Annotated in this window: 40 protein-coding genes, 1 pseudogene and 1 riboswitch; all 41 genes and pseudogenes read left to right on the top strand. The window is 40.8% G+C overall.

The features are described 5' to 3' along the window. Positions 1–298, top strand: a pseudogene (gene tuf / locus Q0K35_RS07180) (elongation factor Tu); the annotation flags it as partial. Between the two features lie 131 nt (positions 299–429). Continuing rightward, positions 430–1,158 carry a gamma-glutamyl-gamma-aminobutyrate hydrolase family protein gene (locus Q0K35_RS07175; protein ID WP_294561974.1) on the top strand — a complete coding sequence of 243 codons (729 nt, stop codon included), beginning with the start codon at positions 430–432 and terminating at the stop codon, positions 1,156–1,158. A gap of 47 nt (positions 1,159–1,205) precedes the next feature. Continuing rightward, a riboswitch (TPP riboswitch) is annotated at positions 1,206–1,292 on the top strand. A gap of 27 nt (positions 1,293–1,319) precedes the next feature. Further along, positions 1,320–1,910, top strand: a complete 591-nt coding sequence (locus Q0K35_RS07170) for an energy-coupled thiamine transporter ThiT (RefSeq protein ID WP_294561973.1) — start codon at positions 1,320–1,322, stop codon at positions 1,908–1,910. An 80-nt stretch (positions 1,911–1,990) separates the two neighbouring features. Further along, positions 1,991–2,812 (top strand): Cof-type HAD-IIB family hydrolase, encoded by an 822-nt coding sequence (locus Q0K35_RS07165; protein ID WP_294561972.1) that lies wholly within the window; start codon positions 1,991–1,993, stop codon positions 2,810–2,812. 12 nt (positions 2,813–2,824) lie between these two features. Beyond that, a complete protein-coding gene (locus Q0K35_RS07160) occupies positions 2,825–3,805 on the top strand; it encodes a Gfo/Idh/MocA family oxidoreductase (protein WP_294561971.1) in 981 nt (326 codons plus the stop codon). Positions 3,806–3,956: 151 nt separating this feature from the next. Further along, the gene (locus Q0K35_RS07155) at positions 3,957–4,169 is read left to right on the top strand and encodes a FeoA family protein (protein ID WP_294561970.1); all 213 of its coding nucleotides are present in this window, start codon (positions 3,957–3,959) and stop codon (positions 4,167–4,169) included. Between the two features lie 9 nt (positions 4,170–4,178). Then, positions 4,179–4,400 carry a ferrous iron transport protein A gene (locus tag Q0K35_RS07150; RefSeq protein ID WP_294561969.1) on the top strand — a complete coding sequence of 74 codons (222 nt, stop codon included), beginning with the start codon at positions 4,179–4,181 and terminating at the stop codon, positions 4,398–4,400. A 47-nt stretch (positions 4,401–4,447) separates the two neighbouring features. Then, a complete protein-coding gene (gene feoB, locus Q0K35_RS07145; RefSeq protein WP_294561968.1) occupies positions 4,448–6,772 on the top strand; it encodes a ferrous iron transport protein B in 2,325 nt (774 codons plus the stop codon). A 9-nt stretch (positions 6,773–6,781) separates the two neighbouring features. After that, a complete protein-coding gene (locus Q0K35_RS07140; RefSeq protein ID WP_294561967.1) occupies positions 6,782–6,907 on the top strand; it encodes a FeoB-associated Cys-rich membrane protein in 126 nt (41 codons plus the stop codon). After that, a complete protein-coding gene (locus tag Q0K35_RS07135; protein WP_294561966.1) occupies positions 6,892–7,260 on the top strand; it encodes an HTH domain-containing protein in 369 nt (122 codons plus the stop codon). The genes Q0K35_RS07140 and Q0K35_RS07135 overlap by 16 nt, the downstream gene beginning before the upstream one ends. Before the next feature lie 74 nt (positions 7,261–7,334). Then, complete coding sequence (locus Q0K35_RS07130; protein WP_294561965.1) at positions 7,335–7,682, top strand: DUF6054 family protein; 348 nt, start codon at positions 7,335–7,337, stop codon at positions 7,680–7,682. A gap of 503 nt (positions 7,683–8,185) precedes the next feature. Then, positions 8,186–8,497, top strand: a complete 312-nt coding sequence (rpsJ, locus tag Q0K35_RS07125; RefSeq protein ID WP_071441969.1) for a 30S ribosomal protein S10 — start codon at positions 8,186–8,188, stop codon at positions 8,495–8,497. Positions 8,498–8,512: 15 nt separating this feature from the next. After that, on the top strand, positions 8,513–9,202 hold the full coding sequence (rplC, locus tag Q0K35_RS07120; protein WP_294561964.1) for a 50S ribosomal protein L3: 690 nt from the start codon (positions 8,513–8,515) through the stop codon (positions 9,200–9,202). Between the two features lie 3 nt (positions 9,203–9,205). Next, a complete protein-coding gene (gene rplD / locus Q0K35_RS07115) occupies positions 9,206–9,841 on the top strand; it encodes a 50S ribosomal protein L4 (protein ID WP_294561963.1) in 636 nt (211 codons plus the stop codon). After that, positions 9,834–10,121: a 50S ribosomal protein L23 gene (gene rplW, locus Q0K35_RS07110; RefSeq protein ID WP_294561962.1), complete on the top strand. Its 288-nt coding sequence runs from the start codon at positions 9,834–9,836 to the stop codon at positions 10,119–10,121. The genes rplD and rplW overlap by 8 nt, the downstream gene beginning before the upstream one ends. 62 nt (positions 10,122–10,183) lie before the next feature. Continuing rightward, entirely contained in the window at positions 10,184–11,017 is an 834-nt protein-coding gene (gene rplB, locus Q0K35_RS07105; RefSeq protein ID WP_294561961.1) for a 50S ribosomal protein L2, read from the top strand. Between the two features lie 20 nt (positions 11,018–11,037). Further along, the gene (gene rpsS, locus Q0K35_RS07100; protein WP_294561960.1) at positions 11,038–11,316 is read left to right on the top strand and encodes a 30S ribosomal protein S19; all 279 of its coding nucleotides are present in this window, start codon (positions 11,038–11,040) and stop codon (positions 11,314–11,316) included. A 13-nt stretch (positions 11,317–11,329) separates the two neighbouring features. After that, positions 11,330–11,665: a 50S ribosomal protein L22 gene (gene rplV / locus Q0K35_RS07095; RefSeq protein WP_294561959.1), complete on the top strand. Its 336-nt coding sequence runs from the start codon at positions 11,330–11,332 to the stop codon at positions 11,663–11,665. A 10-nt stretch (positions 11,666–11,675) separates the two neighbouring features. Then, the gene (gene rpsC / locus Q0K35_RS07090) at positions 11,676–12,461 is read left to right on the top strand and encodes a 30S ribosomal protein S3 (RefSeq protein WP_294561958.1); all 786 of its coding nucleotides are present in this window, start codon (positions 11,676–11,678) and stop codon (positions 12,459–12,461) included. Next, entirely contained in the window at positions 12,461–12,877 is a 417-nt protein-coding gene (gene rplP, locus Q0K35_RS07085; protein WP_071441977.1) for a 50S ribosomal protein L16, read from the top strand. The genes rpsC and rplP overlap by 1 nt, the downstream gene beginning before the upstream one ends. Positions 12,878–12,880: 3 nt before the next feature. After that, the gene (gene rpmC, locus Q0K35_RS07080) at positions 12,881–13,081 is read left to right on the top strand and encodes a 50S ribosomal protein L29 (protein ID WP_294561957.1); all 201 of its coding nucleotides are present in this window, start codon (positions 12,881–12,883) and stop codon (positions 13,079–13,081) included. An 11-nt stretch (positions 13,082–13,092) separates the two neighbouring features. Beyond that, entirely contained in the window at positions 13,093–13,353 is a 261-nt protein-coding gene (gene rpsQ, locus Q0K35_RS07075) for a 30S ribosomal protein S17 (protein ID WP_071441979.1), read from the top strand. 16 nt (positions 13,354–13,369) lie between these two features. Continuing rightward, positions 13,370–13,738 carry a 50S ribosomal protein L14 gene (gene rplN / locus Q0K35_RS07070; RefSeq protein WP_071441980.1) on the top strand — a complete coding sequence of 123 codons (369 nt, stop codon included), beginning with the start codon at positions 13,370–13,372 and terminating at the stop codon, positions 13,736–13,738. An 11-nt stretch (positions 13,739–13,749) separates the two neighbouring features. Then, positions 13,750–14,058, top strand: coding sequence for a 50S ribosomal protein L24 (gene rplX, locus Q0K35_RS07065; RefSeq protein ID WP_294561956.1), 309 nt, complete (start codon positions 13,750–13,752; stop codon positions 14,056–14,058). Between the two features lie 16 nt (positions 14,059–14,074). Beyond that, positions 14,075–14,614, top strand: a complete 540-nt coding sequence (gene rplE / locus Q0K35_RS07060) for a 50S ribosomal protein L5 (RefSeq protein WP_294561955.1) — start codon at positions 14,075–14,077, stop codon at positions 14,612–14,614. Positions 14,615–14,627: 13 nt separating this feature from the next. Continuing rightward, positions 14,628–14,813 (top strand): type Z 30S ribosomal protein S14, encoded by a 186-nt coding sequence (locus Q0K35_RS07055; RefSeq protein ID WP_071441983.1) that lies wholly within the window; start codon positions 14,628–14,630, stop codon positions 14,811–14,813. A 20-nt stretch (positions 14,814–14,833) separates the two neighbouring features. Next, entirely contained in the window at positions 14,834–15,229 is a 396-nt protein-coding gene (rpsH, locus tag Q0K35_RS07050; RefSeq protein WP_294561954.1) for a 30S ribosomal protein S8, read from the top strand. Positions 15,230–15,246: 17 nt separating this feature from the next. Beyond that, entirely contained in the window at positions 15,247–15,792 is a 546-nt protein-coding gene (gene rplF, locus Q0K35_RS07045; protein WP_294561953.1) for a 50S ribosomal protein L6, read from the top strand. Between the two features lie 21 nt (positions 15,793–15,813). After that, positions 15,814–16,170, top strand: coding sequence for a 50S ribosomal protein L18 (gene rplR, locus Q0K35_RS07040; protein ID WP_294561952.1), 357 nt, complete (start codon positions 15,814–15,816; stop codon positions 16,168–16,170). A gap of 12 nt (positions 16,171–16,182) precedes the next feature. Next, positions 16,183–16,692 (top strand): 30S ribosomal protein S5, encoded by a 510-nt coding sequence (rpsE, locus tag Q0K35_RS07035; RefSeq protein WP_294561951.1) that lies wholly within the window; start codon positions 16,183–16,185, stop codon positions 16,690–16,692. Between the two features lie 15 nt (positions 16,693–16,707). Beyond that, complete coding sequence (gene rplO, locus Q0K35_RS07030) at positions 16,708–17,148, top strand: 50S ribosomal protein L15 (RefSeq protein WP_294561950.1); 441 nt, start codon at positions 16,708–16,710, stop codon at positions 17,146–17,148. Next, a complete protein-coding gene (gene secY / locus Q0K35_RS07025; protein WP_294561949.1) occupies positions 17,148–18,440 on the top strand; it encodes a preprotein translocase subunit SecY in 1,293 nt (430 codons plus the stop codon). The genes rplO and secY overlap by 1 nt, the downstream gene beginning before the upstream one ends. Positions 18,441–18,460: 20 nt before the next feature. Then, positions 18,461–19,105: an adenylate kinase gene (locus Q0K35_RS07020; RefSeq protein WP_294561948.1), complete on the top strand. Its 645-nt coding sequence runs from the start codon at positions 18,461–18,463 to the stop codon at positions 19,103–19,105. Then, on the top strand, positions 19,106–19,879 hold the full coding sequence (gene map, locus Q0K35_RS07015) for a type I methionyl aminopeptidase (protein ID WP_294561947.1): 774 nt from the start codon (positions 19,106–19,108) through the stop codon (positions 19,877–19,879). After that, complete coding sequence (gene infA, locus Q0K35_RS07010; RefSeq protein WP_071441992.1) at positions 19,872–20,090, top strand: translation initiation factor IF-1; 219 nt, start codon at positions 19,872–19,874, stop codon at positions 20,088–20,090. The genes map and infA overlap by 8 nt, the downstream gene beginning before the upstream one ends. 23 nt (positions 20,091–20,113) lie before the next feature. Next, positions 20,114–20,227 carry a 50S ribosomal protein L36 gene (gene rpmJ / locus Q0K35_RS07005; RefSeq protein ID WP_022936356.1) on the top strand — a complete coding sequence of 38 codons (114 nt, stop codon included), beginning with the start codon at positions 20,114–20,116 and terminating at the stop codon, positions 20,225–20,227. Between the two features lie 18 nt (positions 20,228–20,245). Next, complete coding sequence (gene rpsM, locus Q0K35_RS07000) at positions 20,246–20,611, top strand: 30S ribosomal protein S13 (protein ID WP_071441993.1); 366 nt, start codon at positions 20,246–20,248, stop codon at positions 20,609–20,611. Between the two features lie 19 nt (positions 20,612–20,630). Then, positions 20,631–21,029, top strand: coding sequence for a 30S ribosomal protein S11 (gene rpsK, locus Q0K35_RS06995; protein ID WP_071441994.1), 399 nt, complete (start codon positions 20,631–20,633; stop codon positions 21,027–21,029). A 30-nt stretch (positions 21,030–21,059) separates the two neighbouring features. Continuing rightward, entirely contained in the window at positions 21,060–22,019 is a 960-nt protein-coding gene (locus Q0K35_RS06990; RefSeq protein ID WP_294561946.1) for a DNA-directed RNA polymerase subunit alpha, read from the top strand. Positions 22,020–22,041: 22 nt separating this feature from the next. Then, positions 22,042–22,407 carry a 50S ribosomal protein L17 gene (gene rplQ / locus Q0K35_RS06985; protein WP_294561945.1) on the top strand — a complete coding sequence of 122 codons (366 nt, stop codon included), beginning with the start codon at positions 22,042–22,044 and terminating at the stop codon, positions 22,405–22,407. Positions 22,408–22,528: 121 nt separating this feature from the next. After that, positions 22,529–24,835, top strand: coding sequence for an HAD-IC family P-type ATPase (locus tag Q0K35_RS06980; RefSeq protein WP_294561944.1), 2,307 nt, complete (start codon positions 22,529–22,531; stop codon positions 24,833–24,835). Positions 24,836–25,053 lie beyond the last annotated feature (218 nt).

Below are 25,053 nucleotides of genomic sequence, written 5' to 3'. Positions count from 1 at the left end.
AGGATCTGTACATCCACATCATCACTTCAAGGCTCAGGTTTACGTACTGACTAAAGAAGAAGGTGGACGTCACACTCCATTCGTATCTAACTACCGTCCTCAGTTCTATTTCCGTACAACTGACGTTACTGGTGTCATCACTCTTCCAGAAGGTGTTGAAATGGTTATGCCAGGCGACAACGTTGAAATGGAAGTTGAATTGATCCACCCAATCGCTGTTGAACAGGGTACTAAGTTCACGATCCGTGAAGGTGGTAGAACTGTAGGAGCTGGAAACGTTACTTCAGTTATCGCTTAATTTGAGTATCTCAAAGGGTTGACCTGATATCAGGTGACCCTTTTTTTGACAAAAAAATTTGTTTTAAGAGATGCTGCGTTTTTGAAATAATGAGTGATATAATATAGATAATTGAATTTGGAGGAAAAAAGATGAAACCGGTGATTGCGATTGCTTCAGGAATCAAAAAAAATAAAGAGGCGGGTATCTTTGAAGGAGAGCTTTATAGTTATATCACAGAGGAATACGTAAAAGCTGTTGAAATGTGCAATGGACTTCCGTTTATCATTCCGCTGCAGAAAGAAAAAGAAGATGTTGAACGGCTTTTAACGATGGCTGATGGAGTGATCCTTCCGGGTGGCAATGATATCGATCCTGCTTTTTATCATGAAAAACCCATACCTGAATGTGGTGAGATCTTTCATGAGGTAGATCAGCTGTATCTGTGGGTGATCGAGCTTGCTGAAAAATTAAACAAGCCATTATTAGCTATCTGTAAAGGTCATCAGATGTTGAATGTAGCTTATGGCGGTAATCTGTATCAGGATCTTCATGTTCAAAAAGAATTTGTCATGGATCATTCACAAAACATACCACGACATCTTTCATCACATGAAGTACGGATTAAAAAAGATTCCTTTCTTTATGATATCTTCCAAAAGAAGGCCAATGTGAATAGTTTTCATCATCAGGCCATTCATAAATTGGCTGATGCATTTGAAGCGGTTGCGACAAGTGAAGATGGTATCATCGAAGCGATTTTCAAAAAAGAGGGAAGCTGGATGTTAGGAATCCAGTGGCATCCGGAAATGATGGCAGCTGCTGATGAAAAGATGAAAGCTATTTTTCAATTATTTATCGATCAATGTCAAAAAAGATGATGAATGTCATCTTTTTCTTTACATTTATGAAAATAAGTTTATAATAAAAACGTCGACAGGGGTGCGTGAAGCTGAGAGAGTCCCTTTGACCTGATCTAGTTAGTACTAGCGTAGGGAGTCAATTTTTTTGATGTTCTTACGCCTCATGGAGGTGTTTTTTTATGAACAAAACTAGAAATGAAGTATTGAATTTAGTCTTTATGGCCTTTTATGTGGCCCTATCACTCGTCTTGACCTATCTGAATGAAATGTTTCCGATCATTCAGATGCCTAATGGCGGATCACTGGAATATTCCGTCATTGCCTGCTTTGTAGCCAGCTATCATTTAGGATGGGCAAGAGGTGTTGTGGTATCACTGTTAAGCTGGGTAATTGGAACCCTTTTTGGAATGCATAATTATATTGTTACGCCCATGCAAACCTTATTGGATTATGTGATTCCTTATGGTCTGTTAGGTCTTGCCAGTCTTTTCCCGCGTATTAAGTTAGGTAATTTTACGATCAGTAATATTTATACGGGAATCGTTGGCTGCATGTTTCTAAAATATGCTTCTCATGTATTGGCAGGGGTCTATTTCTGGTTCCCTGAAGGTGAAGCGGCTGGCAGCCTGGCGGCTTGGATCTATTCGGCATGGACTTATAATCTGGCATATAACTTATTGACATTAGCTGTTGCGCTAGTTATTACACCGCTTTTGATCTATTCAGTCAGAAGATTGCATACGGTAAAGTTTATTGGAATTAAAGATTAATTGTTAGCCTGTTTGAGTTTCAAACAGGCTTTTGTTATGGTAAAATAAAAGAGGTTTGGTTTTGTGAAAGGAGGATATTTATGGATAGGATCCGGATGGTACTGTGCGATATTGACAGTACTTTGATTACAGATGATCAGCGATTAACGCCTTATACAAAAAACATCATCGATCGTTTGCATGATCATGGCATCCTTTTTGGTATTGCCTCAGGAAGACCGATCAATGAAGTGAATACCAAAGCAAAACTATGGGGCTTTGATTATAATTTTGATATCCTGATCGGTATGAATGGTTCTGAGCTATGGGATGAGAAAGCGCAGAAGCAGTATGATTACTATAAGCTGAAAAGAGAATGGATGAAGGAAATCATTGAGCTGATGGAGCCCTATCATAGTAATCCTTATATTTATTATCATGATGTTATGATGTGTAAGGATGCTGATGAAAACATGATGCGTTCTTCAAGAAAAAACGGTAAGGAAGTTATTGTTGTAAAAGATATGAAAGAGATGTATGCGGAAGAGAATGCCAAGATCATGTTTCGTATCAAAGAGAGTCAGATGGATGAGATCGAAGCAATGCTTGAAAAACTGGATGCACCCTATAAGGGGTTTAAAACACAGCCTACATTGATTGAGTTTGCGGATAAGAGAACTTCAAAAGATTATGCCCTTAAAGAATTTTGTAAGATGAATGACATTGATTTGAAGGACGTGCTGGCTTTTGGTGATACGAGCAATGATAATTCAATGCTGGAATGTGCCGGATGGGGTGTTTGTATGGCCAATGGCAGCGATGATACGAAAGCAATTGCTGATGACATCACAGAAAGAACGAATAATGAAGATGGCTTTGCTTATTATATGGAAGAACATTTTATGAAAAAATATAATTGGTAATGGGAGGTAATCATGAAAATAGGAACGATAGGAACCGGCTCAATTACAGACTGGGTCATGGGACAATTGCTGGAATATGAACAAAATGAATATACGGCGATTTATTCAAGAAAGCATGAAACAGCTCAGGCATTAGCTGAAAAATATCATGTGGATAAGATTTATACCGATTTGGATGAGATGCTGAAAGATGATGAGATTGACTGCATTTATGTGGCTTCGCCGAATTCATTACATTTTGAACATGCGAAAAAGGCCATGCTGGCAAATAAGAATGTGATCGTAGAGAAGCCTTTCTGTTCGAATGTAAAGGAATGTGAGGAATTGATTGCTTTATGCAGGAAAACAACATGTTTTCTTTTTGAGGCCATTACAACTGTTTATAATCCTAATTATCTGGCTGTTAAAGAAAAATTGAAGGATATTATGCCAGTTAGGATCGTAGAGTGCAATATGTCGCAGTATTCACGTAAATATGATGCTTTTTTAGAGGGTGGGAAGCCGAATGTATTTACACCTGCTTTTTCCGGTGGTGCCTTGATGGACATCAATGTATATAACCTGCATTTTGTCGTTGGTTTGTTTGGTATGCCGCAAAGCGTTCACTATGAGGCCAATATCAAAGAAGGAATCGATACGAGCGGTGTATTATCCTTAAATTATGAAAATATGGTTGTAAGCTGTGTAGGAAGTAAGGATAATATCGGTGTTAATTTCTGTCAGATTCAGGGTGAAAAGGGTTATATCTATGTCGAAGGTGCCAGCAGCATGACAAAAAAAGCGGTGGTTCATTTGCGTAATGGTGAAGAATGTCACTTGGATCTTCAAAAACATGATGGGGCTCATTACTATTATGGCGGAGCTATGTTGAAGATGATTGAAGAAAAGGATCATGAGAGCTGTTATAAGATGCTGGAACATTCATTGCAGGTAATGAAAGTCATTGATATGGCAAAGAAAAGTGCCGGTATCGTATTTGATGCGGATCGATGAGAAGTACGGGAAGGATCTCGTACTTCTTTTTAATAATGAAAACGAAGTGAAAGTAATTTGAAAAAATATCGAACGTTCTATTGACAAAAAAGTTAGCCGGTGGTAATATTTTCCTGTAAGTTAGATTTGACTAACTGAGAGGAGAAGGTATATGCCATTAACTTTAGCGAGTACGGGTAAAATGATGCGGATCTATAAGATCACGGGTAAGGATGATGTGAAGCGTCATCTGGCTGATCTGGGTTTTATTGAAGGGGTTGAATTAAGTGTTGTCAATGAGCTTGGCGGTAATTTGATCTTAAATGTCAAGGGTACACGTATTGCGGTAGATAAGAAGATGGCAAGCCGTATTCTTGTTGATTAGGAGGGTAGCATGAAAACATTGAGAGAGTGTTCACCGAATGAGAAAGTTACAGTAGTGAAAATTCATGGAAGTGGTCCGGTTAAAAAAAGGATCATGGATATGGGCATTACGAAGGGAACGGGTATTTTAGTGCGTAAGGTTGCGCCTTTAGGTGATCCGATCGAAATCAATCTCCGCTCGTATGAATTGTCATTGCGTAAGGCAGATGCGGAAATGGTTGAGGTAAAGTAATTTTTTTAATCGTATGGTTAGATTTGGCTAACTAAATGGAGGGACTTATGATATATGCTTTAGTGGGGAATCCAAACTGTGGAAAAACGACTTTGTTTAATGAGCTTACCGGCAGCAGTCAGTATGTGGGGAACTGGCCGGGGGTTACCGTTGAGAAGAAAGAGGGAAGACTGAAGGGCAGAAAAGATGTCATCATTCAGGACTTGCCGGGTATTTATTCATTATCGCCTTATACTTTGGAAGAAGTGGTCGCACGTAATTATATCGTGAGCCAACATCCGGATGTGATCATCAATATCGTAGATGCGACGAATCTGGAGAGAAACTTATATCTGACAACACAGGTCATGGAATTGGGCGTGCCGATGGTCATTGCATTGAATATGATGGATGTTGTTCGAAAGAATAAGGATGAAATCAATGTCAAAGAATTAGAGAAGCGTTTAAATTGTAAGGTGGTTGAGATCAGTGCAGTGAGCGGTGAAGGCTGTAAGGAACTGATGGAAGCTGCTCACCAGCTTGAAAAACAACGTGCCCAAAAATATTTAAAATACAACGGTGAGCTTGAAAAAAGCTTGGAAGAAGTAAGTGCCCTGATCGATGGCAAGTTTGAACATCACCTCTTACGCTGGTATGCCGTGAAGCTTTTGGAAAATGATGAGAAGGTCGTAGAGGAAGTTGATCTGGCTGAGAGCATCAAGAGTGAAATTGATAAGATTCGTACAGCACTTGAAGAGAAAATGGATGATGATGCGGAAAGTATCATAACTTCCGAAAGATATGAATTGATCAGCTCGATCTTAAAAGATATTTATGTCAAAAAGAATAAGTCTGATTTATCAACAAGTGATAAGATCGATAAGATCGTGACCAACCGCTGGCTGGCTCTGCCAATCTTTGTCGTTGTGATGTGGCTGGTTTATTATATTTCCGTGACAACGATCGGTACATGGGCCACGGACTGGGCCAATGAGGGTGTATTTGGTGATGGCTGGCACTTATTTGGTATCGGTACGAGCGAATATGAAGAAGATGCTGCAGCATATAGCCGTGCGGACCAGATCATGGCTGCAGTGGAAGAAGGTGAAACGGTTGTCGTTATCTATGATGATGAAGATGTTGAACTTGAAACGGTTACGATTACAGACAGTGTTGTAGATGAGGCTGAAGCAATCGTTGAAGCAGGTGAGCCGGATACTTCTGAATATGGTATCTGGGTACCGGGCGTTCCGGTCATCGTAGGTGATGCGTTAGAGTCGGCAGGAGTTGCTGATTGGCTGTATTCACTGATCATTGATGGCGTTATCGGTGGTGTGGGTGCCGTATTAGGTTTCCTGCCGCAGATGATGGTCTTATTCTTGCTGTTAGCACTTCTTGAAGACTGCGGCTATATGGCGCGTATTGCGTTTATCATGGATAGGATCTTAAGAAAATTTGGTTTATCCGGAAAGAGTTTTATTCCTATGCTGATAGGAACGGGTTGTGGTGTACCTGCAATCATGGCAAGTCGTACAATTGAAAATGACCGTGATCGTAAAATGACGATCATGACAACGACGTTTATTCCTTGTTCCGCTAAACTCCCAATTATTGCTTTGATTGCGGGTGCATTATTTAATAATGCATCCTGGGTATCACCAAGCGCATACTTTGTAGGAATGGCTGCCATTATTGTGAGTGGAATTATATTAAAGAAAACGAAGCTTTTTGAAGGCGATGCAGCTCCATTTGTCATGGAATTGCCGGCCTACCATATGCCGAAGGCAAAAGGTGTCCTTCTGCATATGTGGGATCGTTCAAAAGCCTTTGCGAAAAAAGCGGGTACGATCATCTTTGTATCGGCAATCGTCCTTTGGTTCTTACAGGGCTTCAACTGGCGATTGGAGATGGTCGATAACAACGAATCTATCTTAGCTTCGATTGGTAATGCCTTTGCCTTTGTCTTCTCGCCGCTTGGCTTTGGAAACTGGAAGGCAACAGTTGCGACCGTCACAGGCTTGATTGCGAAAGAAAATGTTGTATCAACGTTTGGAGTACTTTATGGATTTGCGGAAGTTGCAGAAGATGGTGCTGAAATCTGGGGCACGCTGGCAAGTGAATATACGATGCTATCGGCTTACAGTTTCTTAGTCTTCAATTTGTTGTGTGCTCCATGCTTTGCGGCTATTGGTGCGATTTCAAGAGAAATGGGCAGTGCCAAGTGGACATGGATCGCTATTGGATATCAGTGCTGCTTTGCTTATGCCATCGCCTTGATCATCTATCAGCTGGGCAGCTGGATCACAACGGGAGTCTTTGGCATTGGAACAGTGTTTGGCATTGCGGTGCTTGTACTGCTGCTTTATCTGCTGCTTCGTCCGGCTAAAAAGTGATGGTGTAAGATGGATATAGTTGTATTATTGATCCTTGCCGGCTGTGTGGTACTTGCATTGCGTTCGATACGTAAATCAAAGTCTTGCGGATGCTCAGGCAATTGTGCAGGATGTCAGAAATGCAGCCGCCATTAACAAGAGGACAACTGAAATGCCTGCTCATGGGTGTGATTACCCAAAAAGCAGCGTGTGAGGGTATCAGAGGTATTGATATTGCTTCCGCATTAGGTGTATCGAGAGCTTCGATCCGCAAAATACTGGCAATACTTACGGAAAAAGGATATCTCGTGCATCAGAAACAGCAGGTATATCTGCTGAGTGATACAGGGAAAGAAATGATTGACCGGATATTTCCCTTGTATGAGAAGATTTTCTGCTACTTTCATCAAATCGTACATCTCAGCGAATTTGATGCAAGAGAAGGAGCGCTTGCATTGGTCATAACCTTAAATGAAGACAACCTTAAAGACTTATGTAAGCATTTATAGAAAGAAAGACAAGGAAATACTGGCTTCCTTGTTTTTCTTATATTATAATGAAAATGAAAAGAAAGGGGGATCTTATGGCATCTTATCATCAGTGTTTAACAGGAGATTTTCATGATTTTATAGGTTATCTTGAACAAAGTCTTAAAGATGGTTCATCTTCTTTGGAAATTGTTGATAAACAAAATACGATCATCAATGATGTTGAATGTTTTATTTTAATATGTGAACGTTATAGTTTGTTGAATAATAGCTGGGTAAGCATGAATATAACGATTTTACATTATCAGGAAAAGATTGAGCTGTTTGCGATAACAGCGGGTGGAAGTACGGGATTATTGCGCATTGATGGTTATGGTGAAGATACTTTCTTGCGGACATTGATCGAACCTGTGGAGGATTATATTCGTTTTCAAAATGATTGATATATGATTATTGATCTTTAAGGCGTTTCATTGGAGAATTTCTTTATTCTAAGGCAAAAGGGTGGTTTTTGCCTTATTTTTATGAAAGGTCTACAAATTATAACGATCAGAATTTTAAAATAAGAAATTTTCATTTATTCAGAAAGATATTGTAATCAATTATTTAAAATAAGAAGAAAATCCATTTGGAGAATAATGGAATATTTATAAATATATTTTGAAAATAAGCATCGTTCAACTAAAAAAGTTATAAATGGCAAAAAAATAACTGTTAAGAACCTGAAGGTGCACGATAAAAGAAATAGTGCGAAAAAAAGCCAAAAAAGGTAAAAAAACGCAAAAAAAAGGCTTGCATTATAGGGTTTTGCTTGTTATAATATTGGAGATTCCGCGTTGACATGCGAGGTTGCTGACACACTGAGATACGTTGTCACGGTGTACAGTCAGGGAATTTGTATCGAGCGGTTGAACTCCGTCGAGAACGGAAGAGAAGGAGAGATAACATGGCAAAGAATAGCGTTAGAATTCGCTTAAAGGCTTACGAGCACAGAATCCTTGATTCAAGTGCAGAAAAGATCGTAACAGCTGCCCAGGCACATGGTGCTAAAAAAATCGTTGGACCTGTACCACTTCCAACTGAAAAGCAGGTAGTAACAATCCTGCGTGCGGTACACAAATACAAAGACTCTCGTGAACAGTTCGAAATCAGAACACACAAGAGATTGATTGAGATCGTTGGACCTACAGCAGAAACAATCGATGCATTGAGCCGTTTGGAGCTGCCGAGTGGTGTTGACATCGAGATCAAGCTGTAAGCTGGAGGTGACATCATGAAAGGATTATTAGGACGCAAAGTAGGTATGACTCAGGTCTTTACGGAAGATGGTATTCTGATTCCAGTAACAGTCGTTGAGGTTCAGCCAAATGTTGTTTTACAGAAGAAAACAATGGAAAATGATGGATACGTTGCTATCCAATTGGGAATGGAAGACGTGAAAGAAAGAAGAGCTACAAAAGCTGCTGTCGGACACGCCAAGAAAGTTAATACGGCTCCAAAGCGCTATATTCGTGAATTCCGCTCTGAAGATATGATGAGCTACGAATTGGGAGCAGAAATCAAGGCTGATATTTTCGCAGCCGGTGAAATGGTCGATGTGATCGGAACAAGCAAGGGTCACGGATTTACAGGTGCTATCAAGCGCCATAATCAGACCATCGGACCTAAGACTCATGGTGCGGGCCCTGTTCACAGACATATGGGATCTGCGGCTACTACAGGTTTGGGTACGAATAAGATCGACCCTGGATTTACGATGCCGGGTCACTATGGTGTTGACCGTACAACTAACAAGAATTTGGAGGTTGTCAAGGTTGATGCTGAAAACAACTACATGTTAATTAAAGGAAACGTGCCTGGACCAAAGAGAGGTTTAGTCATGATCCAGTCTGCTAAGTGCAGCAAAGGTGATGTAGAACCTAAGGTATTAGTGGACTACAGCAAAAAAAATGAGGAGGAATAAGATATGCCTAATATGGTCGTAGTTAACCTAGCAGGTGAAAAAGTTAAAGATATAACTCTTAATCCTGAAGTATTTGGCATTGAGCCAAATCAGCAAGTAATCTTTGATGCCATTGTTATGCAGCGCGCATCTATGAGACAGGGAACACATGATGTGAAGAATCGTCGTGAAGTAAGAGGCGGCGGACGCAAGCCTTACCGTCAGAAGGGTACAGGTAACGCTCGTCAGGGTTCTATCAGAGCTCCGCAGTATCGTGGCGGTGGAATCGTATTCGGACCGACTCCTAGAAGCTATGCGACAAAGCTGAACAGAAAGGTTCGTCGTCTGGCTTTAAGATCTGTGCTGAGTGAAAAGGTAGCAACAAACAATATGATCGTTGTTGATGCTTTAAAGATGGAAGCACCTAAGACAAAAGATATGGTTGCAGCTATCGAAAACATCAATGCCGGTAAGAAAGCATTGTTCGTTGCCGCAAATGATGAAGATTACATGAATGCATATTTATCAGTAAGAAACATCGAATCCATGTTGATGCTGACAGCTGATAAGATCAATGTTTATGACATAGTAAATGCAAATAAGATCGTATTTACTGAAGCAGCTGTGAAGGCAGTTGAGGAGGTATTGGGTAATGAATAACTATAGAGATATTATTATCCGCCCAATTATCACTGAAAAATCCATGAAGATCATGGAAACTGACAACAAAGTTACCTTTGAAGTCGCAAAAGGATGCAACAAGACTGAAGTTAAACAGGCTGTTGAAAATATCTTTGGTGTTAAAGTGGTGGGTGTGAACATATTGAACACAAAGCCAAAAACAAAACGTGTAGGAAAATACACGGGAAAGACAAAAGTTGTTCGTAAGGCAATCGTTAAGATCGCTGAAGGACAAGATATCAACTTATTCGGTGAATAAGGATATCCGGGGAGATTCACGCTATTTCCCGCTAGAAACGCGTAAGGAGGAAAAGGAATATTATGGCAATTAAGAAATATAAGCCAACAACAAACGGCCGTCGTAATATGTCTGTGCTGACGTTTGATGAGATCACGACATCTACACCGGAACGCAGCCTGCTGGCACCGCTGAAAAGCAAGGGTGGCCGTAACAATAACGGACGCATTACGACTCGTCATCAGGGTGGCGGACATAAGCGTCAGTACCGTATTATTGACTTTAAGAGAAATAAAGATGGCATTCCGGCAACGGTTGCTACCATCGAGTATGATCCAAACAGATCTGCCAATATCGCATTGCTGAACTATGCAGATGGTGAAAAACGCTACATTCTTGCACCAAAAGGCTTGACTGTTGGAGCTAAGGTTCTTTCAGGAGAAGGTGCTGATATCAAGGTCGGCAACGCTTTGGAAATGAGAAACATGCCTGAAGGTACATTCATTCACAATGTAGAGTTAAAGCCTGGTAAAGGCGGACAGCTGGCCAGAAGTGCCGGTGTCAGTGCTCAGATCTTGGGTATTGAAGACAAATATGTAACCGTTCGTCTGGCGAGCGGAGAAGTTAGAAAAATCTTAGGAAATTGCCGTGCTACTGTCGGAGTTGTCGGCAATGAGGATCACTCTCTGGTAAATATCGGTAAAGCCGGTAGAAGCCGCTGGATGGGTATTCGTCCTACTGTTCGTGGTTCTGTTATGAACCCGAATGATCACCCTCATGGTGGTGGTGAAGGCCGTACGCCAATCGGACGTAAGTCACCAATGACACCTTGGGGCAAGAAAGCTATGGGTGTGAAGACCCGTGACAGCAAGAAAGCATCTACGAAACTGATCGTTCGTCGTAGAAATGGTAAATAGGCGAAAGGAGGAAATGAAAAATGAGTCGTAGTTTGAAAAAAGGACCTTTTGTTGATGAACACTTGATGAAGAAAGTGGAAAAACTGAATGAGTCTGGTAAAAAAGAAGTAATTAAGACGTGGTCACGTCGTTCTACAATTTTCCCTCAATTCGTTGAACATACCTTTGCTGTTTATAACGGTAAAGAACATCTGCCGGTTTATGTAACGGAAGATATGGTAGGTCATAAATTAGGCGAATTTGTGCCAACGCGTAAATTTACGGGTCACGCAGGTGACGATAAGAAAGCTAGAAGATAGGAGGAACTAGAAAATGGAAGTAAAAGCAACTGCAAAAACATTACGTATTCCACCTAGAAAAGCTCGTCTGGTTTTAGATCTGATTCGTGGAAAAGACGTAGAAGAAGCTGCAGCTATTTTGAGATTTACGCCAAACTTTGCTGCTGATGCTACTGCAAAAGTATTAAAATCTGCTGTTGCCAACGCTGTTAATAATAATGGCTTGGATGAAAGCAAATTGTTTGTTAAAGAATGTTATGCTAACGAAGGTGTTGTACTAAAAAGATTCATGCCTCGTGCAAAAGGATCTGCAAGTGCGATCCACAAACGCACTAGCCACATCACTGTTGTGGTTAGTGAACGTGCTTAGGAGGTAAAGTATGGGTCAGAAAGTTAGTCCTATCGGAATGCGTGTCGGTGTTATCCGCGATTGGGAATCACGCTGGTATGCAAATAAAGATTATGCCGATTTATTATTAGAAGATATCAAGATTCGTGACTTCTTGTTTGCTGAGCTGAAAGCTGCTGCAGTATCAAGAGTTGAGATCGAACGTTCAAAAAACCGTGTTGAAGTGATCGTACGTTCTGCTCGTCCGGGTGTGATCATCGGAACAAACGGTGAAAACGTAGAAAACATCAAAAAGAAATTAACAAAGCTTACGAATGGCAAGAACGTCTATATCAAGGTCGTTGAAATTGCGAACCCTGATTTGGATGCCAGAATCGTTGCCAGAAGCATTGCTGACCAGCTGGAACAGCGTGCATCTTTCAGAACTGCTCAGAAACGTGCAATTCAGAGAACGATGCGTGCCGGTGCCAAAGGTATCAAGACAGCTGTTTCCGGAAGACTTGGCGGTGCTGATATGGCTCGTACAGAAGGTTATTCAGAAGGAGTTGTTCCTCTGCATACCTTAAGAGCTGATATTGACTATGCATGGGAAGAAGCAAGCACGACTTACGGACGTTTGGGTGTTAAGGTTTGGATCTGCCGCGGTGAAGTTCTTCCGGGACAGATGGTAACAGAACCTGAAGCTCCTAAGTTTGGATCCAATGATCGCAGACGCAGAAACGATCGTAATCGCAGAAATGATCGCAAGCCTCGTCAGCAGCAGGTTGAAGCAGCTCCAAAAGCTGAAGCAAATGCTAATGAAGGAGGTAACAACTAATGTTAATGCCTAACAGAACAAAATATAGAAGACCTCACAGATTAAGCTATGAAGGCCGTGCAAAAGCAGGACGTGAAGTAGCTTTCGGTGAATATGGTCTGATGGCTGATACTGGTGGATATGTAAGTAACCGTCAGATTGAAGCAGCGCGTGTTGCGATGACGCGTTATATGAAGCGTGGTGGTAAAGTTTGGATCAAGATTTTCCCACACTTAGCTATTACGAAGAAGCCACTTGAAGTTCGTATGGGATCCGGTAAGGGTGCTCCAGAAGGATGGGTTGCCGTAGTAAAACCGGGACGCATCATGTTTGAAATTGCCGGTGTAGACGAAGCTGTTGCCCGCGAAGCATTCAGACTTGCGTCTCACAAACTTCCTGTTAAAACGAAATTCGTTGTTAAAGGTAAGGAGGAGTAAACGATGAGCGTAAAAGAAATTAGAGAAAAAAGTAATGAAGAATTACTTGCTGAGATCGAAACACTTAAAGCTGAACTCTTTAACCTTCGTTTCCAACAAGCAACTGGTCAGACTGTCAATGGTGCTCGTATGAAAACTATTAAAAAGACGATTGCTCGTATTAAAACTGTGATGACTGAGCGTGAGCTTGGTATTCGGGACTAAGGAGGATAGAGATGGAAAGATCTAACCGTAAAACTTATCGTGGGACAGTAGTTTCAGATAAGATGGATAAAACAATTACTGTTATTATTGAAACTAGAAAAACACATCCTTTATATGGAAAGCGTGTAAAGTATTCAAAGAAATTCAAGGCTCATGATGAACTTAATGAAGCAAAGATCGGCGATTTTGTAGAAATCATGGAAACTCGTCCATTGTCTGCTACAAAGCGTTTCCGCTTGGTTAAGATTCTGCAGAAGGCTGAAGTTCTTTAGTTAGGAGGAATTGATCATGATTCAAAACGAAAGTAGATTAAGAGTCGCTGACAACACCGGAGCTAAAGAAGTTCTAGTTATTCGCTGCTTAGGTGGAAGCAAAAGAAAATTTGCCAATATCGGTGACGTTGTCGTTTGTACAGTTAAACAGGCATCTACGGGTGGCACTGTAAAGAAGGGTGACGTTGTCAAAGGCGTTATCGTAAGAACAAGACGCGGCATTCGTCGTGAAAACGGTACTTACATTAAATTCGATGACAATGCAGTTGTATTGATCAAAGAAGATAAGACGCCACGTGGTACAAGAATTTTTGGACCTGTGGCAAGAGAATTGCGTGATAAAGATTACATGAAAATCGTATCTTTAGCACCGGAAGTGTTATAGGAGGAACTTTCATGAAAATCAAAAAAGGTGATAAAGTTCAAGTAATCAGCGGTGCTTATAAAGGTACTGTTGCTGAAGTAACTCGTGTAATTCCTAAGGAAAACAGAGTTGTTGTTGAAGGTGTAAACATCATTAAGAAGCACATGAAGCCAACTCAGCAGGATCCTGATGGAAAGATTATTGAAAGAGAAGCTCCAATTCATGTATCAAATGTCATGGCCTATGATTCAAAGGCTAAGACAGCCAGCAGAATTGGATATAAGATAGAAGATGGCAAAAAGGTACGTGTCTATAAAAAGACAGGTAACATTGTCAAGTAAGGAAGGAGCGTAAAAGATGAACCGTTTACAGGAAAAGTATAAAACAACTGTTGTCGAAAACTTAACTAAAAAATTCGGATACACATCAGTGATGCAAGTTCCTTATGTTGATAAGATCGTCATCAATATGGGTTGTGGAGATGCGATTGCAAATCCGAAAGCACTCGAAGATGCTGTAGCTGAATTAGCTCAGATCACTGGACAAAGACCGGTGATCACGAAAGCTAAAAAGTCAATTGCGAATTTCAAATTGCGTGAAGGTGCTCCGATTGGCTGCAAGGTTACACTTAGAAAAGAAAAGATGTATGATTTCTTGGATAAGCTGGTAAGTATTTCTCTTCCTCGTGTAAGAGATTTCCGCGGTGTAAGCAAGACAGCTTTTGACGGACGCGGTAACTACACGCTGGGTGTTAAAGAACAAATCATTTTCCCGGAAATCAACTTTGATAAAGTAAACAAAGTTCGTGGTATGGATATTGTTATTGTAACAACAGCTAATACAAATGAAGAAGCCAAGGCATTACTTGAAGAATTAGGTATGCCGTTCGCTAAATAGGGAGGACAATTCAATGGCAAAAAAAGCGATGATCAATAAAGCAAACCGCCCTCAGAAGTTCTCAACTCGTGAATATACGAGATGTGAGCGTTGTGGACGTCCTCACTCAGTATTACGTAAATATAAACTATGCCGTATTTGCTTCCGTGAGCTGGCTTATAAGGGTCAGATTCCGGGTGTAAAAAAGGCTAGTTGGTAAGAGATAGGAGGAATAAAGTCATGATGATGACAGATCCGATTGCTGATATGCTTACTAGAATTCGTAATGGGCTTCAGGCTCGTCACGAAACAGTAGAAATACCGGCAAGCAAAGAAAAAGAAGCAATTGCTGAAATTTTGAAATCTGAGGGATTTATCACAGATTACAAAGTAGAAGGCGATGTAAAAAAAGTAATGACTGTAACTTTAAAATACGGTCCTAACAAAGAAAAAGTAATTACAGGTCTTAAGAGAATCTCTAAACCGGGATTGCGTGTGTACGCAAAGGTTGAGAATCTGCCAAGAGTACTCAATGGTTTAGGAATTGCCATTATCTCTACTTCACAAGGTCTGATGACTGACAGAGAAGCAAGAGCTAAGCACTGTGGCGGCGAAGTAATCGCTTATGTTTGGTAATTAAGGAGAAAAGCAAAATGTCACGTATCGGTAATAAAACGATTACCATTCCGGCTGGTGTCGAAGTAACGGTTGCCAGTGGGAATGAAGTGACGGTTAAGGGTCCTAAGGGAACTTTGACTCGTCAGTTTGCACCTATACTTGGAATCCAGGTAGAAGGTGGAGAATGCCATGTAACTCGCCCAAATGATTTGAAGGCTACAAAACAGCTGCATGGTACAACTCGCGCTTTGCTGCACAATATGGTAGTAGGTGTGAGCGAAGGATTTGAAAAGAGATTGGAACTGGTAGGTATCGGATTCCGTTCTGCCGTTTCAGGTAATAAGCTGACTTTGAATATCGGTTACTCTCATCCGGTTGAGCTGGAATTGTGGAGCGATGTCAAAGTAGAATGTGCAAGTCCAACTGAAATTGTTGTATCAGGTATTGATAAGCAGAAGGTTGGAGAATTTGCCGCAAATATTCGTGCTGCTAGAAAACCAGAACCTTACAAGGGCAAAGGTATTCGCTATAAAGGTGAATATGTTCGTCGTAAGGAAGGTAAGACAGCAGGTAAGAAATAGCGAGTGGGAGGAAGATAGAACATGCTTAAGAAAATTTCTAGAAACGATGAACGTTTACGTCGTCATGCACGTGTTCGTACCAAAATATCCGGTACCGCTGAATGCCCTCGCTTAAACGTATTCCGTTCAAATGCGCATATTCATGCGCAGATCATTGATGATGTTGCCGGCAACACTTTAGTTGCTTGCAGCTCAGTTGATATGAAGCTTGAAAACGGTGGCAATGTTGAAGCTGCTAAGAAAGTTGGCGCTGAACTTGCAAAACGTGCTCAGGCTAAAAACATTAAAAAAGTAGTATTTGACCGTGGTGGATATATCTATCACGGACGTGTCAAGGCTCTTGCTGATGCAGCTCGTGAAGCCGGACTAGAATTTTAGGAGGACATGCGAATGGAACGCAAACCAAGAAGAGATCGTGAACGCGATAAAGAATTCGAAGAACGTGTCGTTAAAATCAACCGTGTTACGAAGGTTGTAAAAGGTGGACGCCGTTTCCGCTTTGCTGCCCTTGTAGTGATCGGCGATAAAAAAGGACGCGTTGGTTTTGGAACAGGTAAAGCAAATGAAGTGCCTGACGCAATTAAGAAAGCTATTGAAGATGCAAAGAAGAACGTCTTCAATGTGCCTGTCGTAAATGGAACGATTCCTCATGAAATCATAGGAATTTATGGTGCCGGTGAAGTTATTTTACGTCCTGCTACGGAAGGTACCGGAGTTATTGCCGGCGGACCTGTTCGTGCAGTCGTAGAATTAGCCGGAATTACAAACATTTTATCAAAATGCTTAGGTTCCCGTACACCGGTAAACGTTGTAAGTGCAACAATCAATGCTCTTCAGAACTTGAAGACAATTGAAACAACTAGTGAATTACGTGGCAAGAAGCCTCAGGAAATTCGTTAGTGGGAGGAATACAACATGAAATTAAATGAAATGAGTTATACGGACGGAGCAAGACGCGCCAGAAAAAGAATCGGACGTGGTCATGGTTCCGGAAATGGTAAAACTGCTGGTAAAGGTAATAAAGGACAGAATGCTCGTAGCGGCGGTGGTGTTCGTTTAGGCTTCGAAGGTGGTCAGACACCATTGGCAAGACGTTTACCAAAGCGTGGTTTTACGAATTTCAACCGTAAAGAATATGCAATTGTAAATGTTGAAAGTTTAAATGTCTTTGAAGATGGAACAGTTGTCACTGTAGATATGCTGAAGGAAGCTGGCTTAGTTAAGAAGGAGCTTGACGGTGTCAAGATACTTGGACAGGGTGAACTTACCAAGAAGCTGACAGTGCAGGCCAACAAGTTCTCAGCTGCTGCTACTGCAGTGATTGAACAGGCAGGCGGAAAAGCAGAGGTTCTATAATGTTCTCTACTGCTATCAGTGTCTTTAAGAATAAAGAGATTCGTAAAAGAATTCTCTTTACACTATTGATGCTGTTCATCTTCAGATTTGGTGCAAGCATTCCGGTACCCGGTGTTGATTCGACAGCACTGATTGCCGGAATGGGTGATAATTCACTTTTGGGATTGATGAATTTGCTCGGTGGTGGTAATTTCGAGAGATTTTCCGTCTTTGCGATGGGAGTCGGACCATATATTACTGCTTCCATTATAATCCAGATCCTTTCAATGGATGTTATTCCGGCATTAAGTGAATTATCCAAGCAGGGACAGATCGGACGTAAAAAAATTGATCGTTATACGCGTTATTTAGGTGTCGCTCTGTGTCTGTTCCAGTCTTTGACCATGACGTATGCCTTTGATAAGTCATACGGTATTCTTGAAGATAATGCTGTTTCTACGTTCCTGTTCGTATCGATCGTATTGACGGCCGGAACGATGTTTCTGTTATGGCTGGGCGATCAGATCAGTGCAAAGGGAATCGGAAACGGTGTATCGATGATTATTTTTGCAGGAATTGTTTCTAACTTCCCGGCACAGTTTACATCTGCCTATAATGCGCTTTGTACAGGTGAAAGTGCACCTGCCAATGGAAGTGTGTTATTTGGATTATACTGTTTGACATTCGTTATCATCATCGTATTTGTTACGTTGATGAATACTGCAAATCGTCGTATTCCGATTCAATATACATCGAGTGGTGCGATCAAGGCAAAAACGAATGAGCTGACATATCTGCCATTGAAGATCAATTCCGCAAGTGTTATGCCAGTCATCTTTGCTAGCTCAGTGATGGTGGCTCCGGTAACGATTGCAAGCTTTTTCCCTTCGAATGGCTTTACAAGATGGTTAACGAATGTCTTGAATTTTAGTTCATGGCATGGTTTAATATTGTATGTAGTTTTGATTATCCTGTTTACGTTCTTCTATACAAATCTGCAGGTAGATCCTGAAAAGATTTCGGAGAACCTCAGCAAGAGCTCAACATACATTCCGGGTATTCGTCCGGGAAACGATACGAAAAATTATGTATCGAAGGTATTAAATAGAATCACTGTTGTTGGTTCGATCGCGCTTGCATTTATTGCGATACTGCCTTATGCAATACCGCTTGTAATGCCGGCTCTGTCAAATACGAATGTAGGACTGGGCGGTACCGGTGTGATCATCGTTGTCGGTGTTGCGATTGAAACTGTGAAGTCTTTGACTAGTCAGGTAACACAGAAAACATATAAGGGATTCTTGACACATTAAATAGAAAGGGGTTGTGCTGTATGAACTTATTGATTATGGGAGGACCTGGTGCCGGAAAGGGTACGATGTCTGAAAAAATACTTGATAAGTTTAATATTTTACATATTTCTACCGGGGACATATTCCGCGCTGAAATTGCACAACAAACAAAATTGGGTCTGTTAGCGAAAAGCTATATTGATAAAGGATTGCTTGTACCAGATGATGTAACGAACTCAATGGTGAAAAGCTTCCTTGAAAAGAGCGATCATAGTAAGGGATATCTGCTTGACGGATATCCTAGAACTATTGATCAGGCTCGTGCTTTTAATGAGCTGGTAGCCGGAAGCGATCTGGAAATCGATAAAGTATTATTTATGGATATTCCTTTCGATGTTCTGGCTCAGCGTATTACAGGCCGCCGCATATGTAAGGAATGCGGTGCGATTTATCACATTACAAACAAGCCAAGTCAAAAAGAAGGGGTTTGTGATGTATGTGGTGGAGATCTGTATCAACGCAAGGACGATACGCTTGAAAGCTTACGTGTTCGTGTTGATGAGTATTCAAAGCTGACTCAGCCTGTTCTTGATTATTATGCAGATAAAGGGCTGGTTACGACGATCAATGCGAATCAAAGTATTGAAGATGTGTGGTCAGATGTCCAAAAAGCCTTGGAGGATTAAATGATTACGACCAAATCACCTAGAGAAATTGAGTATATGCGCGAGGCCGGTCGCATTGTTGCGCTGGCGCATAAGGCGCTGCAGCCTTATCTGGCAGCGGGGATAACGACAAAGCAGATTGAACAGATCTGTGAACAGGAGATCTTGAAACATGACGCAACTCCTTCTTTTAAGGGTTTGTATGGTTTCAAGGGTGCCGTATGTACTTCAGTTAACTCGACTCTCGTTCATGGTATTCCAAGTAATACGAAACTACGAAATGGTGATATAATCTCGGTAGATATTGGTGCCTGCTACCATGGCTATCACGGTGATAGTGCATGGACATATGCCATCGGTGATGTTGATGAAAAAACATTGGATCTTATGAAGGTGACACATGATGCGCTATTTGTCGGATTAAGCTATGCGAAAGCAGGGAACCATTTAAGTGACATCTCTCATGCAATTGGAGAATATGTCATTGCTCATGGTTACTCAATACCTAGTGATTATACTGGTCATGGGATCGGTACGCAGGTACATGAAGATCCCACTGTTCCCAATTTTGGCCCAGCTGGTCGTGGCGTCATCTTAAAGGAAGGCATGACGATTGCCGTTGAACCAATGGTACATGCAGGTAAACCTCAAACGAGGATCCTTAAAGATGGGTGGAGCGTTGTTTCAAAGGATGGAAGCAATACTGCACACTATGAACATACCATTGTGATAACGAAAGATGGGTATGAAATTCTTACAACATTAAACAAGGAGGAACTTCAAAAGAATGGGTAAACAAGACGTAATTGAGATTGAAGGAGTAGTCGTAGATACTCTTCCAAACGCAATGTTCAAGGTGAAATTGAAAAACGGTCACGAAATACTGGCTCACGTTTCTGGTAAAATCCGTATGCATTACATTCGCATTTTACCAGGGGATCGTGTTACTGTTGAAATTTCGCCGTATGATTTAACACGTGGGCGTATAACATTCCGGCACAAGTAAGTCGGAAAGAGGAGGAAACACGCATGAAAGTAAGACCATCTGTCAAACCAATATGCGATAAGTGCCGCATCATCAAACGTAAAGGTCGTGTGATGGTTATTTGTGAAAATCCTAAGCACAAACAAAGACAAGGTTAAAATGGAGGAAAAAACAATATGGCTCGTATTGCAGGTGTAGATATTCCACGTGACAAACGTGTTGTAATATCATTAACTTATGTTTATGGTATCGGTGTACCAACATCGAAGAAAATTTTAAAGGAATGTGGTATTTCTGAAGATATCCGTGTCAAAGATCTGACAGAAGCTCAGGAAAACGCAATCCGTGCAAAAGTAGACGAAATCAAAACTGAAGGTGATTTACGTCGTGAAGTTCAGTTAAACATCAAACGTTTAATGGAAATCGGCTGTTACAGAGGCATCCGTCACAGAAAAGGATTGCCGGTAAGAGGACAGCGTACAAAGACAAACGCGCATACACGTAAAGGTCCAGCTCGTGCTATTGCGGGTAAGAAGAAATAGGACTTAGGAGGTAGAAACTATGGCAAAGATTAAAAAAGCCGCTGGTGCTCGTAAACGTCGTGTGAGAAAAAATGTTGCCCGTGGGGTAGCTCATATTCATTCAACTTTCAACAATACGATCGTAACGATCACTGACGAAGCAGGTAATGCGATTGCTTGGTCAAGCGCAGGTGCGTTAGGTTATAAAGGTTCTCGTAAGTCTACTCCTTTTGCTGCTCAGCAGGCTGGAGAAGCAGCAGGAAAAGCTGCCGTTGATAACGGTATGAAAACAGTAGCAGTTAACGTAAAAGGTCCGGGACCGGGACGTGAAGCAGCTGTTAGAGCATTACAGGTTGCAGGATTAGAAATTACATTAATTAACGATGTAACTCCAATTCCACACAACGGATGTCGTCCACCAAAACGGCCACGTGGTTAATTTTAAACTTTTAATTGAGGAGGTATCGTAATGCAAAAATTCGAACGTGCACATTTTGAAGTAAAAGAGTTTGTTGACTCAGAGAATTATGGAAAATTCGTGATTGAACCATTAGAAAGAGGTTTCGGCCAGACTATTGGGAATGCACTAAGACGGGTTTTGATCTCCTCTTTACCGGGAGCTGCCGTATTTTCAATTAAAGTTGACGGAATTTATCACGAGTTCACATCGATTCCCGGTGTAAAGGAAGATGTGACAGCTATTATTTTAAGCATCAAGACTCTCATTATGGAAATTGCTGATGATGAAGTATATACTCTGCGTATTTCAAAAAAGGGTCCCGGTGTTGTAACGGCGGGCGATATTATCTGTCCGGAAGGCGTTAAGGTCTTAAATAAGGATTTAGTAATCTGTCATTTGGAAGAAGATGGCGTTTTAGAAATGGAGCTTCAGGCTCATAATGGACGTGGTTACGTCAATGCTGAGCTGAATAAACAAATGTATCAGACACAGAATCAGCCTTTAGGAACGATTTATACGGACTCTATTTATACACCGATCGAAAGAGTATCTTATTCAGTTGAACCAACACGCGTTGGTCAGAATGCTAAGTTTGATAAAATTATTTTTGAGGTTTGGACAAATGGATCGATCACACCTCAGGAATCAATTGCATTGGGTGCTAAAATACTAATTGACCACTTAGAGTTACTTACAAATGTACACGAAGCTGTGAATGACTATGAATCAGTCATGAAGGAAGATAAGGGTGATCCTGTTAATAAGGGTCTTGTGATGATGATCGAAGACCTTGACTTATCTGTCCGCAGCTACAACTGTCTGAAACGTGCCGGTATTCAGACGGTAGAAGAACTGACTCAGAAAACTGAGGATGAAATGATGAGAGTCAGAAACTTAGGTAAGAAATCATTAAAAGAAGTAAAAGAAAAAATCTATGACTTAGGTTTGACTTTTAAGAGTTTTGAATAGGTGTTAAGGGAGGATAAAAATTATGTGGAATCGTAGATTTGGACGTACTGCAGACCACCGTAAGGCAATGCTGAGAAACATGGCTACGAGCGTAATTGCACATGGATCAATCGAAACAACAGAAATGAAGGCGAAGGATCTTCGCAGTGTTGTGGATGAACTGATCACTCTTGCAAAGCGTGGCGATCTTCATGCATGCCGTCAGGCTGCCAGCTTTATCCGCGATATTGTCGTTGATGAAAAGACTGGTACAACTGCTCTGCAGAAATTATTCAATGAAATCGGTCCTAAATATAAAGATCGCAATGGAGGATATACAACGGTTATCAAAACAGGAAACCGTCGTGGTGACTGTGCTCCAATGGCAATCTTAAAATTAGTTGACTAATCAGGTGGAGGAAACTTCACCTTTTATTATATAAAACTTACAGTTTTGTATTATTCGGCGAGGATTCTCGCTTTTTATTTTGGTGTATGCTAAAATAATCGCGTATAGGTGGTTGATGTATATGAAAGAAACTGATATCAGAACAGGATTAAATCAAGAAGAAATAGATGAACGTGTTGCTAAGGGACTCGTTAATATATGTGATCAGGATACAACGAAATCATATAAACAGATTTTCAAGGATAATTTATTAACTTTGTTTAATTTGATCAATGTCATTCTGGCCGGACTTATCATGTTTACGGGGTCGTATCGTAATCTGTTGTTTCTCGGTGTCGTTCTCTCAAATATCGTTATCGGAACGTTTCAGGAAATCAGGACAAAACGTGTATTGGATAAAATATCACTCATTCATTCTATGAAGGCTTTATGCTTGCGAAATGGCAAAGAAGAAATGATATCAATTGAAAATATCGTTGTCGATGATATCTTAAAATTGAAAATGGGTAATCAGATCATCAGCGACAGCATCGTAAGAGAAGGCTCTCTTGAGGTGGATGAATCCTTGTTGACAGGCGAGAGCCGGACAGTTATCAAAAATGAAGGTGACTTTTTATATTCCGGAAGCTTTGTAACAGGTGGCAATGCATGGGTACAGGTCGTTCATGTCGGCAATGATAATTATGCGGCCAAGATGACCAAAGATGCTAAGAAATATTCTAAATATCCTTCCGAACTCCGGGATATGCTGAATAAGATCATCAAATATATCGGTATTGCGATCATACCGCTGGGTATCATCCTCTTTTCCAAACAATATTTCATTTTACATGGTACCTTAAAGGACAGTATCTTAAATACCAGTGCCGCTTTGATCGGGATGATTCCGGAAGGATTGGTGATCCTGACAAGTATTGCCTTGGCGGTGGGAGTCATTAATCTGGCACGACATCATACACTTGTTCAGGAGCTTTACTGCATTGAAACGCTGGCTCGTGTCGATGTGCTTTGTTTAGATAAAACAGGTACGATTACTGAGGGAAAGATGATCGTTGACAGTTATCATTCAAACGATAAGCAATTTGAATCGATCATGAAAAACATGACGTATGATCTTGAGGATGCGAATGCGACCATTGAGGCTATCCGTGAACGTTTTTCACCTGAGAAAAGTTTTGATTGTGTTAAAACGATCCCATTTAATTCGTCTAAAAAGTATAGCGGCGTCATTTATCAAGATGCTGTCTATATCATGGGTGCTTATTCATTTATGATGAGCCATCCTGATAAAATCCAATTGGAAAAAATTGAAAAGGCCAGTGCAGAAGGTTTCCGTGTCATCAGTGTAGCAAAGACGACTCCACAAGATAAAGAGCTGAAAGATTTACAGTGGATCGGAGATATTTATCTTCTTGATAAGATACGTGAAGATGCAAGAGAAACACTCGATTATTTTAAAAAGCAGGATGTAGATATCAAGATCATCAGCGGCGATCATCCATTGACCGTCAGTCAGATTGCCCGGCGCGTTCATCTTGAACATTATGATTCTTATGTAGATGCATCACAATTAAACGATGATGAAATGGAAGCAGCTGCCAGCAAATATCATATTTTCGGCAGGGTCACTCCTAAACAAAAAAGAGCGTTGATTGCTGCTTTAAAAAAACAGGGACATTGTGTAGGCATGAGTGGTGATGGTGTCAATGATGTATTGGCCTTTAAAGAAGCCGATGTCAGCATTGCCATGGCCAGCGGCAGTGACGTGGCAAAATCAAGTGCTAATCTCGTACTGTTAGATTCCAATTTCGATGCATTGCCGGAAGTTTTATATGAAGGACGAAGAGTGATCAATAACATTCAGCGTGTGGCGACACTCTTTCTGACAAAGACGATCTTTTCTATTCTTTTAGCCTTTATAACGATCCTGCTGCCATTTGAATATCCGTTTGTACCGATTCATCTGACCTTTGTATCTTCACTGACTATTGGTATGCCGGCATTTTTCATGGCAATCGAACCTAATCGTAATCGTGTTGAAAAGAAATTCTTAGAAAATGTCATCAAGGTGTCCTTGCCAGCTGCTGTGAGCGTCATCTTATGTATTATCTATATCTATACGATTGCGGTAATGCAAGGCTTTAATTCTGAGGTAATCACCCAGTTGTCTGTCATTACGATTGCCATAAATGGCTGTATCGTATTGACGAAGGTTTCACATCCATTCACCTTATTAAGAAAGATCATTTTAGTCGTAGTATATTTAGGTATTGCCGGAGGGTTATTTTTAGCGCATGATCTTATCAGCATGCTTCCGATACGTTCTGCTTCTATCTTGTTCGATGTGTGTGTGATCGTATTGATCTTGCTTGCAGGTTCAACATTTGGAAGCAGGATTGTGGAAAAGCTATACAATCGAAAACAGTGATTCTTTTGTCATTAAAAAAAGCATTTTTTCTGATACAATAAAATTGGAGGAAGGCTTATGAATCACAAATATAAACCGGCGGATGAATTGTTGAAAAAAAGACAAGGTGTTTTATTTCAAAAAAGAAAGAGAAAAAGAAGAATTATATTCAGTACTGTCTTAATTGGGATTTTGTTGCTTATTTCTTTTATGAAATTAGAATCTGACCGAGAAAGACA

It is taken from the genome of uncultured Traorella sp. (assembly GCF_944327115.1).
GTDB lineage: Bacteria > Bacillota_I > Bacilli_A > Erysipelotrichales > Erysipelotrichaceae > Traorella.
Note: the sequence above shows the minus strand (reverse complement) of the source record. Positions and strands in the feature narration are given on the sequence as shown.

What these genes read in the sequence shown, in the direction of transcription:
- rplF (WP_294561953.1), top strand. Translation starts at nt 15,247, where the DNA reads ATGTCACGTATCGGTAATAAAACGATTACCATTCCGGCTGGTGTCGAA.
- Q0K35_RS06980 (WP_294561944.1), top strand. Translation starts at nt 22,529, where the DNA reads ATGAAAGAAACTGATATCAGAACAGGATTAAATCAAGAAGAAATAGAT.
- rplQ (WP_294561945.1), top strand. Translation starts at nt 22,042, where the DNA reads ATGTGGAATCGTAGATTTGGACGTACTGCAGACCACCGTAAGGCAATG.
- rplX (WP_294561956.1), top strand. Translation starts at nt 13,750, where the DNA reads ATGAAAATCAAAAAAGGTGATAAAGTTCAAGTAATCAGCGGTGCTTAT.
- secY (WP_294561949.1), top strand. Translation starts at nt 17,148, where the DNA reads ATGTTCTCTACTGCTATCAGTGTCTTTAAGAATAAAGAGATTCGTAAA.
- rplN (WP_071441980.1), top strand. Translation starts at nt 13,370, where the DNA reads ATGATTCAAAACGAAAGTAGATTAAGAGTCGCTGACAACACCGGAGCT.
- Q0K35_RS07165 (WP_294561972.1), top strand. Translation starts at nt 1,991, where the DNA reads ATGGATAGGATCCGGATGGTACTGTGCGATATTGACAGTACTTTGATT.
- rplP (WP_071441977.1), top strand. Translation starts at nt 12,461, where the DNA reads ATGTTAATGCCTAACAGAACAAAATATAGAAGACCTCACAGATTAAGC.
- Q0K35_RS06990 (WP_294561946.1), top strand. Translation starts at nt 21,060, where the DNA reads ATGCAAAAATTCGAACGTGCACATTTTGAAGTAAAAGAGTTTGTTGAC.
- rpmJ (WP_022936356.1), top strand. Translation starts at nt 20,114, where the DNA reads ATGAAAGTAAGACCATCTGTCAAACCAATATGCGATAAGTGCCGCATC.
- rpsQ (WP_071441979.1), top strand. Translation starts at nt 13,093, where the DNA reads ATGGAAAGATCTAACCGTAAAACTTATCGTGGGACAGTAGTTTCAGAT.
- rpsS (WP_294561960.1), top strand. Translation starts at nt 11,038, where the DNA reads ATGAGTCGTAGTTTGAAAAAAGGACCTTTTGTTGATGAACACTTGATG.
- rplE (WP_294561955.1), top strand. Translation starts at nt 14,075, where the DNA reads ATGAACCGTTTACAGGAAAAGTATAAAACAACTGTTGTCGAAAACTTA.
- Q0K35_RS07170 (WP_294561973.1), top strand. Translation starts at nt 1,320, where the DNA reads ATGAACAAAACTAGAAATGAAGTATTGAATTTAGTCTTTATGGCCTTT.
- rplC (WP_294561964.1), top strand. Translation starts at nt 8,513, where the DNA reads ATGAAAGGATTATTAGGACGCAAAGTAGGTATGACTCAGGTCTTTACG.
- Q0K35_RS07135 (WP_294561966.1), top strand. Translation starts at nt 6,892, where the DNA reads ATGCAGCCGCCATTAACAAGAGGACAACTGAAATGCCTGCTCATGGGT.
- Q0K35_RS07140 (WP_294561967.1), top strand. Translation starts at nt 6,782, where the DNA reads ATGGATATAGTTGTATTATTGATCCTTGCCGGCTGTGTGGTACTTGCA.
- rpsE (WP_294561951.1), top strand. Translation starts at nt 16,183, where the DNA reads ATGGAACGCAAACCAAGAAGAGATCGTGAACGCGATAAAGAATTCGAA.
- rplV (WP_294561959.1), top strand. Translation starts at nt 11,330, where the DNA reads ATGGAAGTAAAAGCAACTGCAAAAACATTACGTATTCCACCTAGAAAA.
- rplB (WP_294561961.1), top strand. Translation starts at nt 10,184, where the DNA reads ATGGCAATTAAGAAATATAAGCCAACAACAAACGGCCGTCGTAATATG.
- Q0K35_RS07130 (WP_294561965.1), top strand. Translation starts at nt 7,335, where the DNA reads ATGGCATCTTATCATCAGTGTTTAACAGGAGATTTTCATGATTTTATA.
- Q0K35_RS07155 (WP_294561970.1), top strand. Translation starts at nt 3,957, where the DNA reads ATGCCATTAACTTTAGCGAGTACGGGTAAAATGATGCGGATCTATAAG.
- rpsJ (WP_071441969.1), top strand. Translation starts at nt 8,186, where the DNA reads ATGGCAAAGAATAGCGTTAGAATTCGCTTAAAGGCTTACGAGCACAGA.
- rplW (WP_294561962.1), top strand. Translation starts at nt 9,834, where the DNA reads ATGAATAACTATAGAGATATTATTATCCGCCCAATTATCACTGAAAAA.
- rpsK (WP_071441994.1), top strand. Translation starts at nt 20,631, where the DNA reads ATGGCAAAGATTAAAAAAGCCGCTGGTGCTCGTAAACGTCGTGTGAGA.
- map (WP_294561947.1), top strand. Translation starts at nt 19,106, where the DNA reads ATGATTACGACCAAATCACCTAGAGAAATTGAGTATATGCGCGAGGCC.
- Q0K35_RS07175 (WP_294561974.1), top strand. Translation starts at nt 430, where the DNA reads ATGAAACCGGTGATTGCGATTGCTTCAGGAATCAAAAAAAATAAAGAG.
- rpsC (WP_294561958.1), top strand. Translation starts at nt 11,676, where the DNA reads ATGGGTCAGAAAGTTAGTCCTATCGGAATGCGTGTCGGTGTTATCCGC.
- infA (WP_071441992.1), top strand. Translation starts at nt 19,872, where the DNA reads ATGGGTAAACAAGACGTAATTGAGATTGAAGGAGTAGTCGTAGATACT.
- Q0K35_RS07160 (WP_294561971.1), top strand. Translation starts at nt 2,825, where the DNA reads ATGAAAATAGGAACGATAGGAACCGGCTCAATTACAGACTGGGTCATG.
- rpsH (WP_294561954.1), top strand. Translation starts at nt 14,834, where the DNA reads ATGATGATGACAGATCCGATTGCTGATATGCTTACTAGAATTCGTAAT.
- rplO (WP_294561950.1), top strand. Translation starts at nt 16,708, where the DNA reads ATGAAATTAAATGAAATGAGTTATACGGACGGAGCAAGACGCGCCAGA.
- rpmC (WP_294561957.1), top strand. Translation starts at nt 12,881, where the DNA reads ATGAGCGTAAAAGAAATTAGAGAAAAAAGTAATGAAGAATTACTTGCT.
- rpsM (WP_071441993.1), top strand. Translation starts at nt 20,246, where the DNA reads ATGGCTCGTATTGCAGGTGTAGATATTCCACGTGACAAACGTGTTGTA.
- rplR (WP_294561952.1), top strand. Translation starts at nt 15,814, where the DNA reads ATGCTTAAGAAAATTTCTAGAAACGATGAACGTTTACGTCGTCATGCA.
- Q0K35_RS07055 (WP_071441983.1), top strand. Translation starts at nt 14,628, where the DNA reads ATGGCAAAAAAAGCGATGATCAATAAAGCAAACCGCCCTCAGAAGTTC.
- Q0K35_RS07020 (WP_294561948.1), top strand. Translation starts at nt 18,461, where the DNA reads ATGAACTTATTGATTATGGGAGGACCTGGTGCCGGAAAGGGTACGATG.
- feoB (WP_294561968.1), top strand. Translation starts at nt 4,448, where the DNA reads ATGATATATGCTTTAGTGGGGAATCCAAACTGTGGAAAAACGACTTTG.
- rplD (WP_294561963.1), top strand. Translation starts at nt 9,206, where the DNA reads ATGCCTAATATGGTCGTAGTTAACCTAGCAGGTGAAAAAGTTAAAGAT.
- Q0K35_RS07150 (WP_294561969.1), top strand. Translation starts at nt 4,179, where the DNA reads ATGAAAACATTGAGAGAGTGTTCACCGAATGAGAAAGTTACAGTAGTG.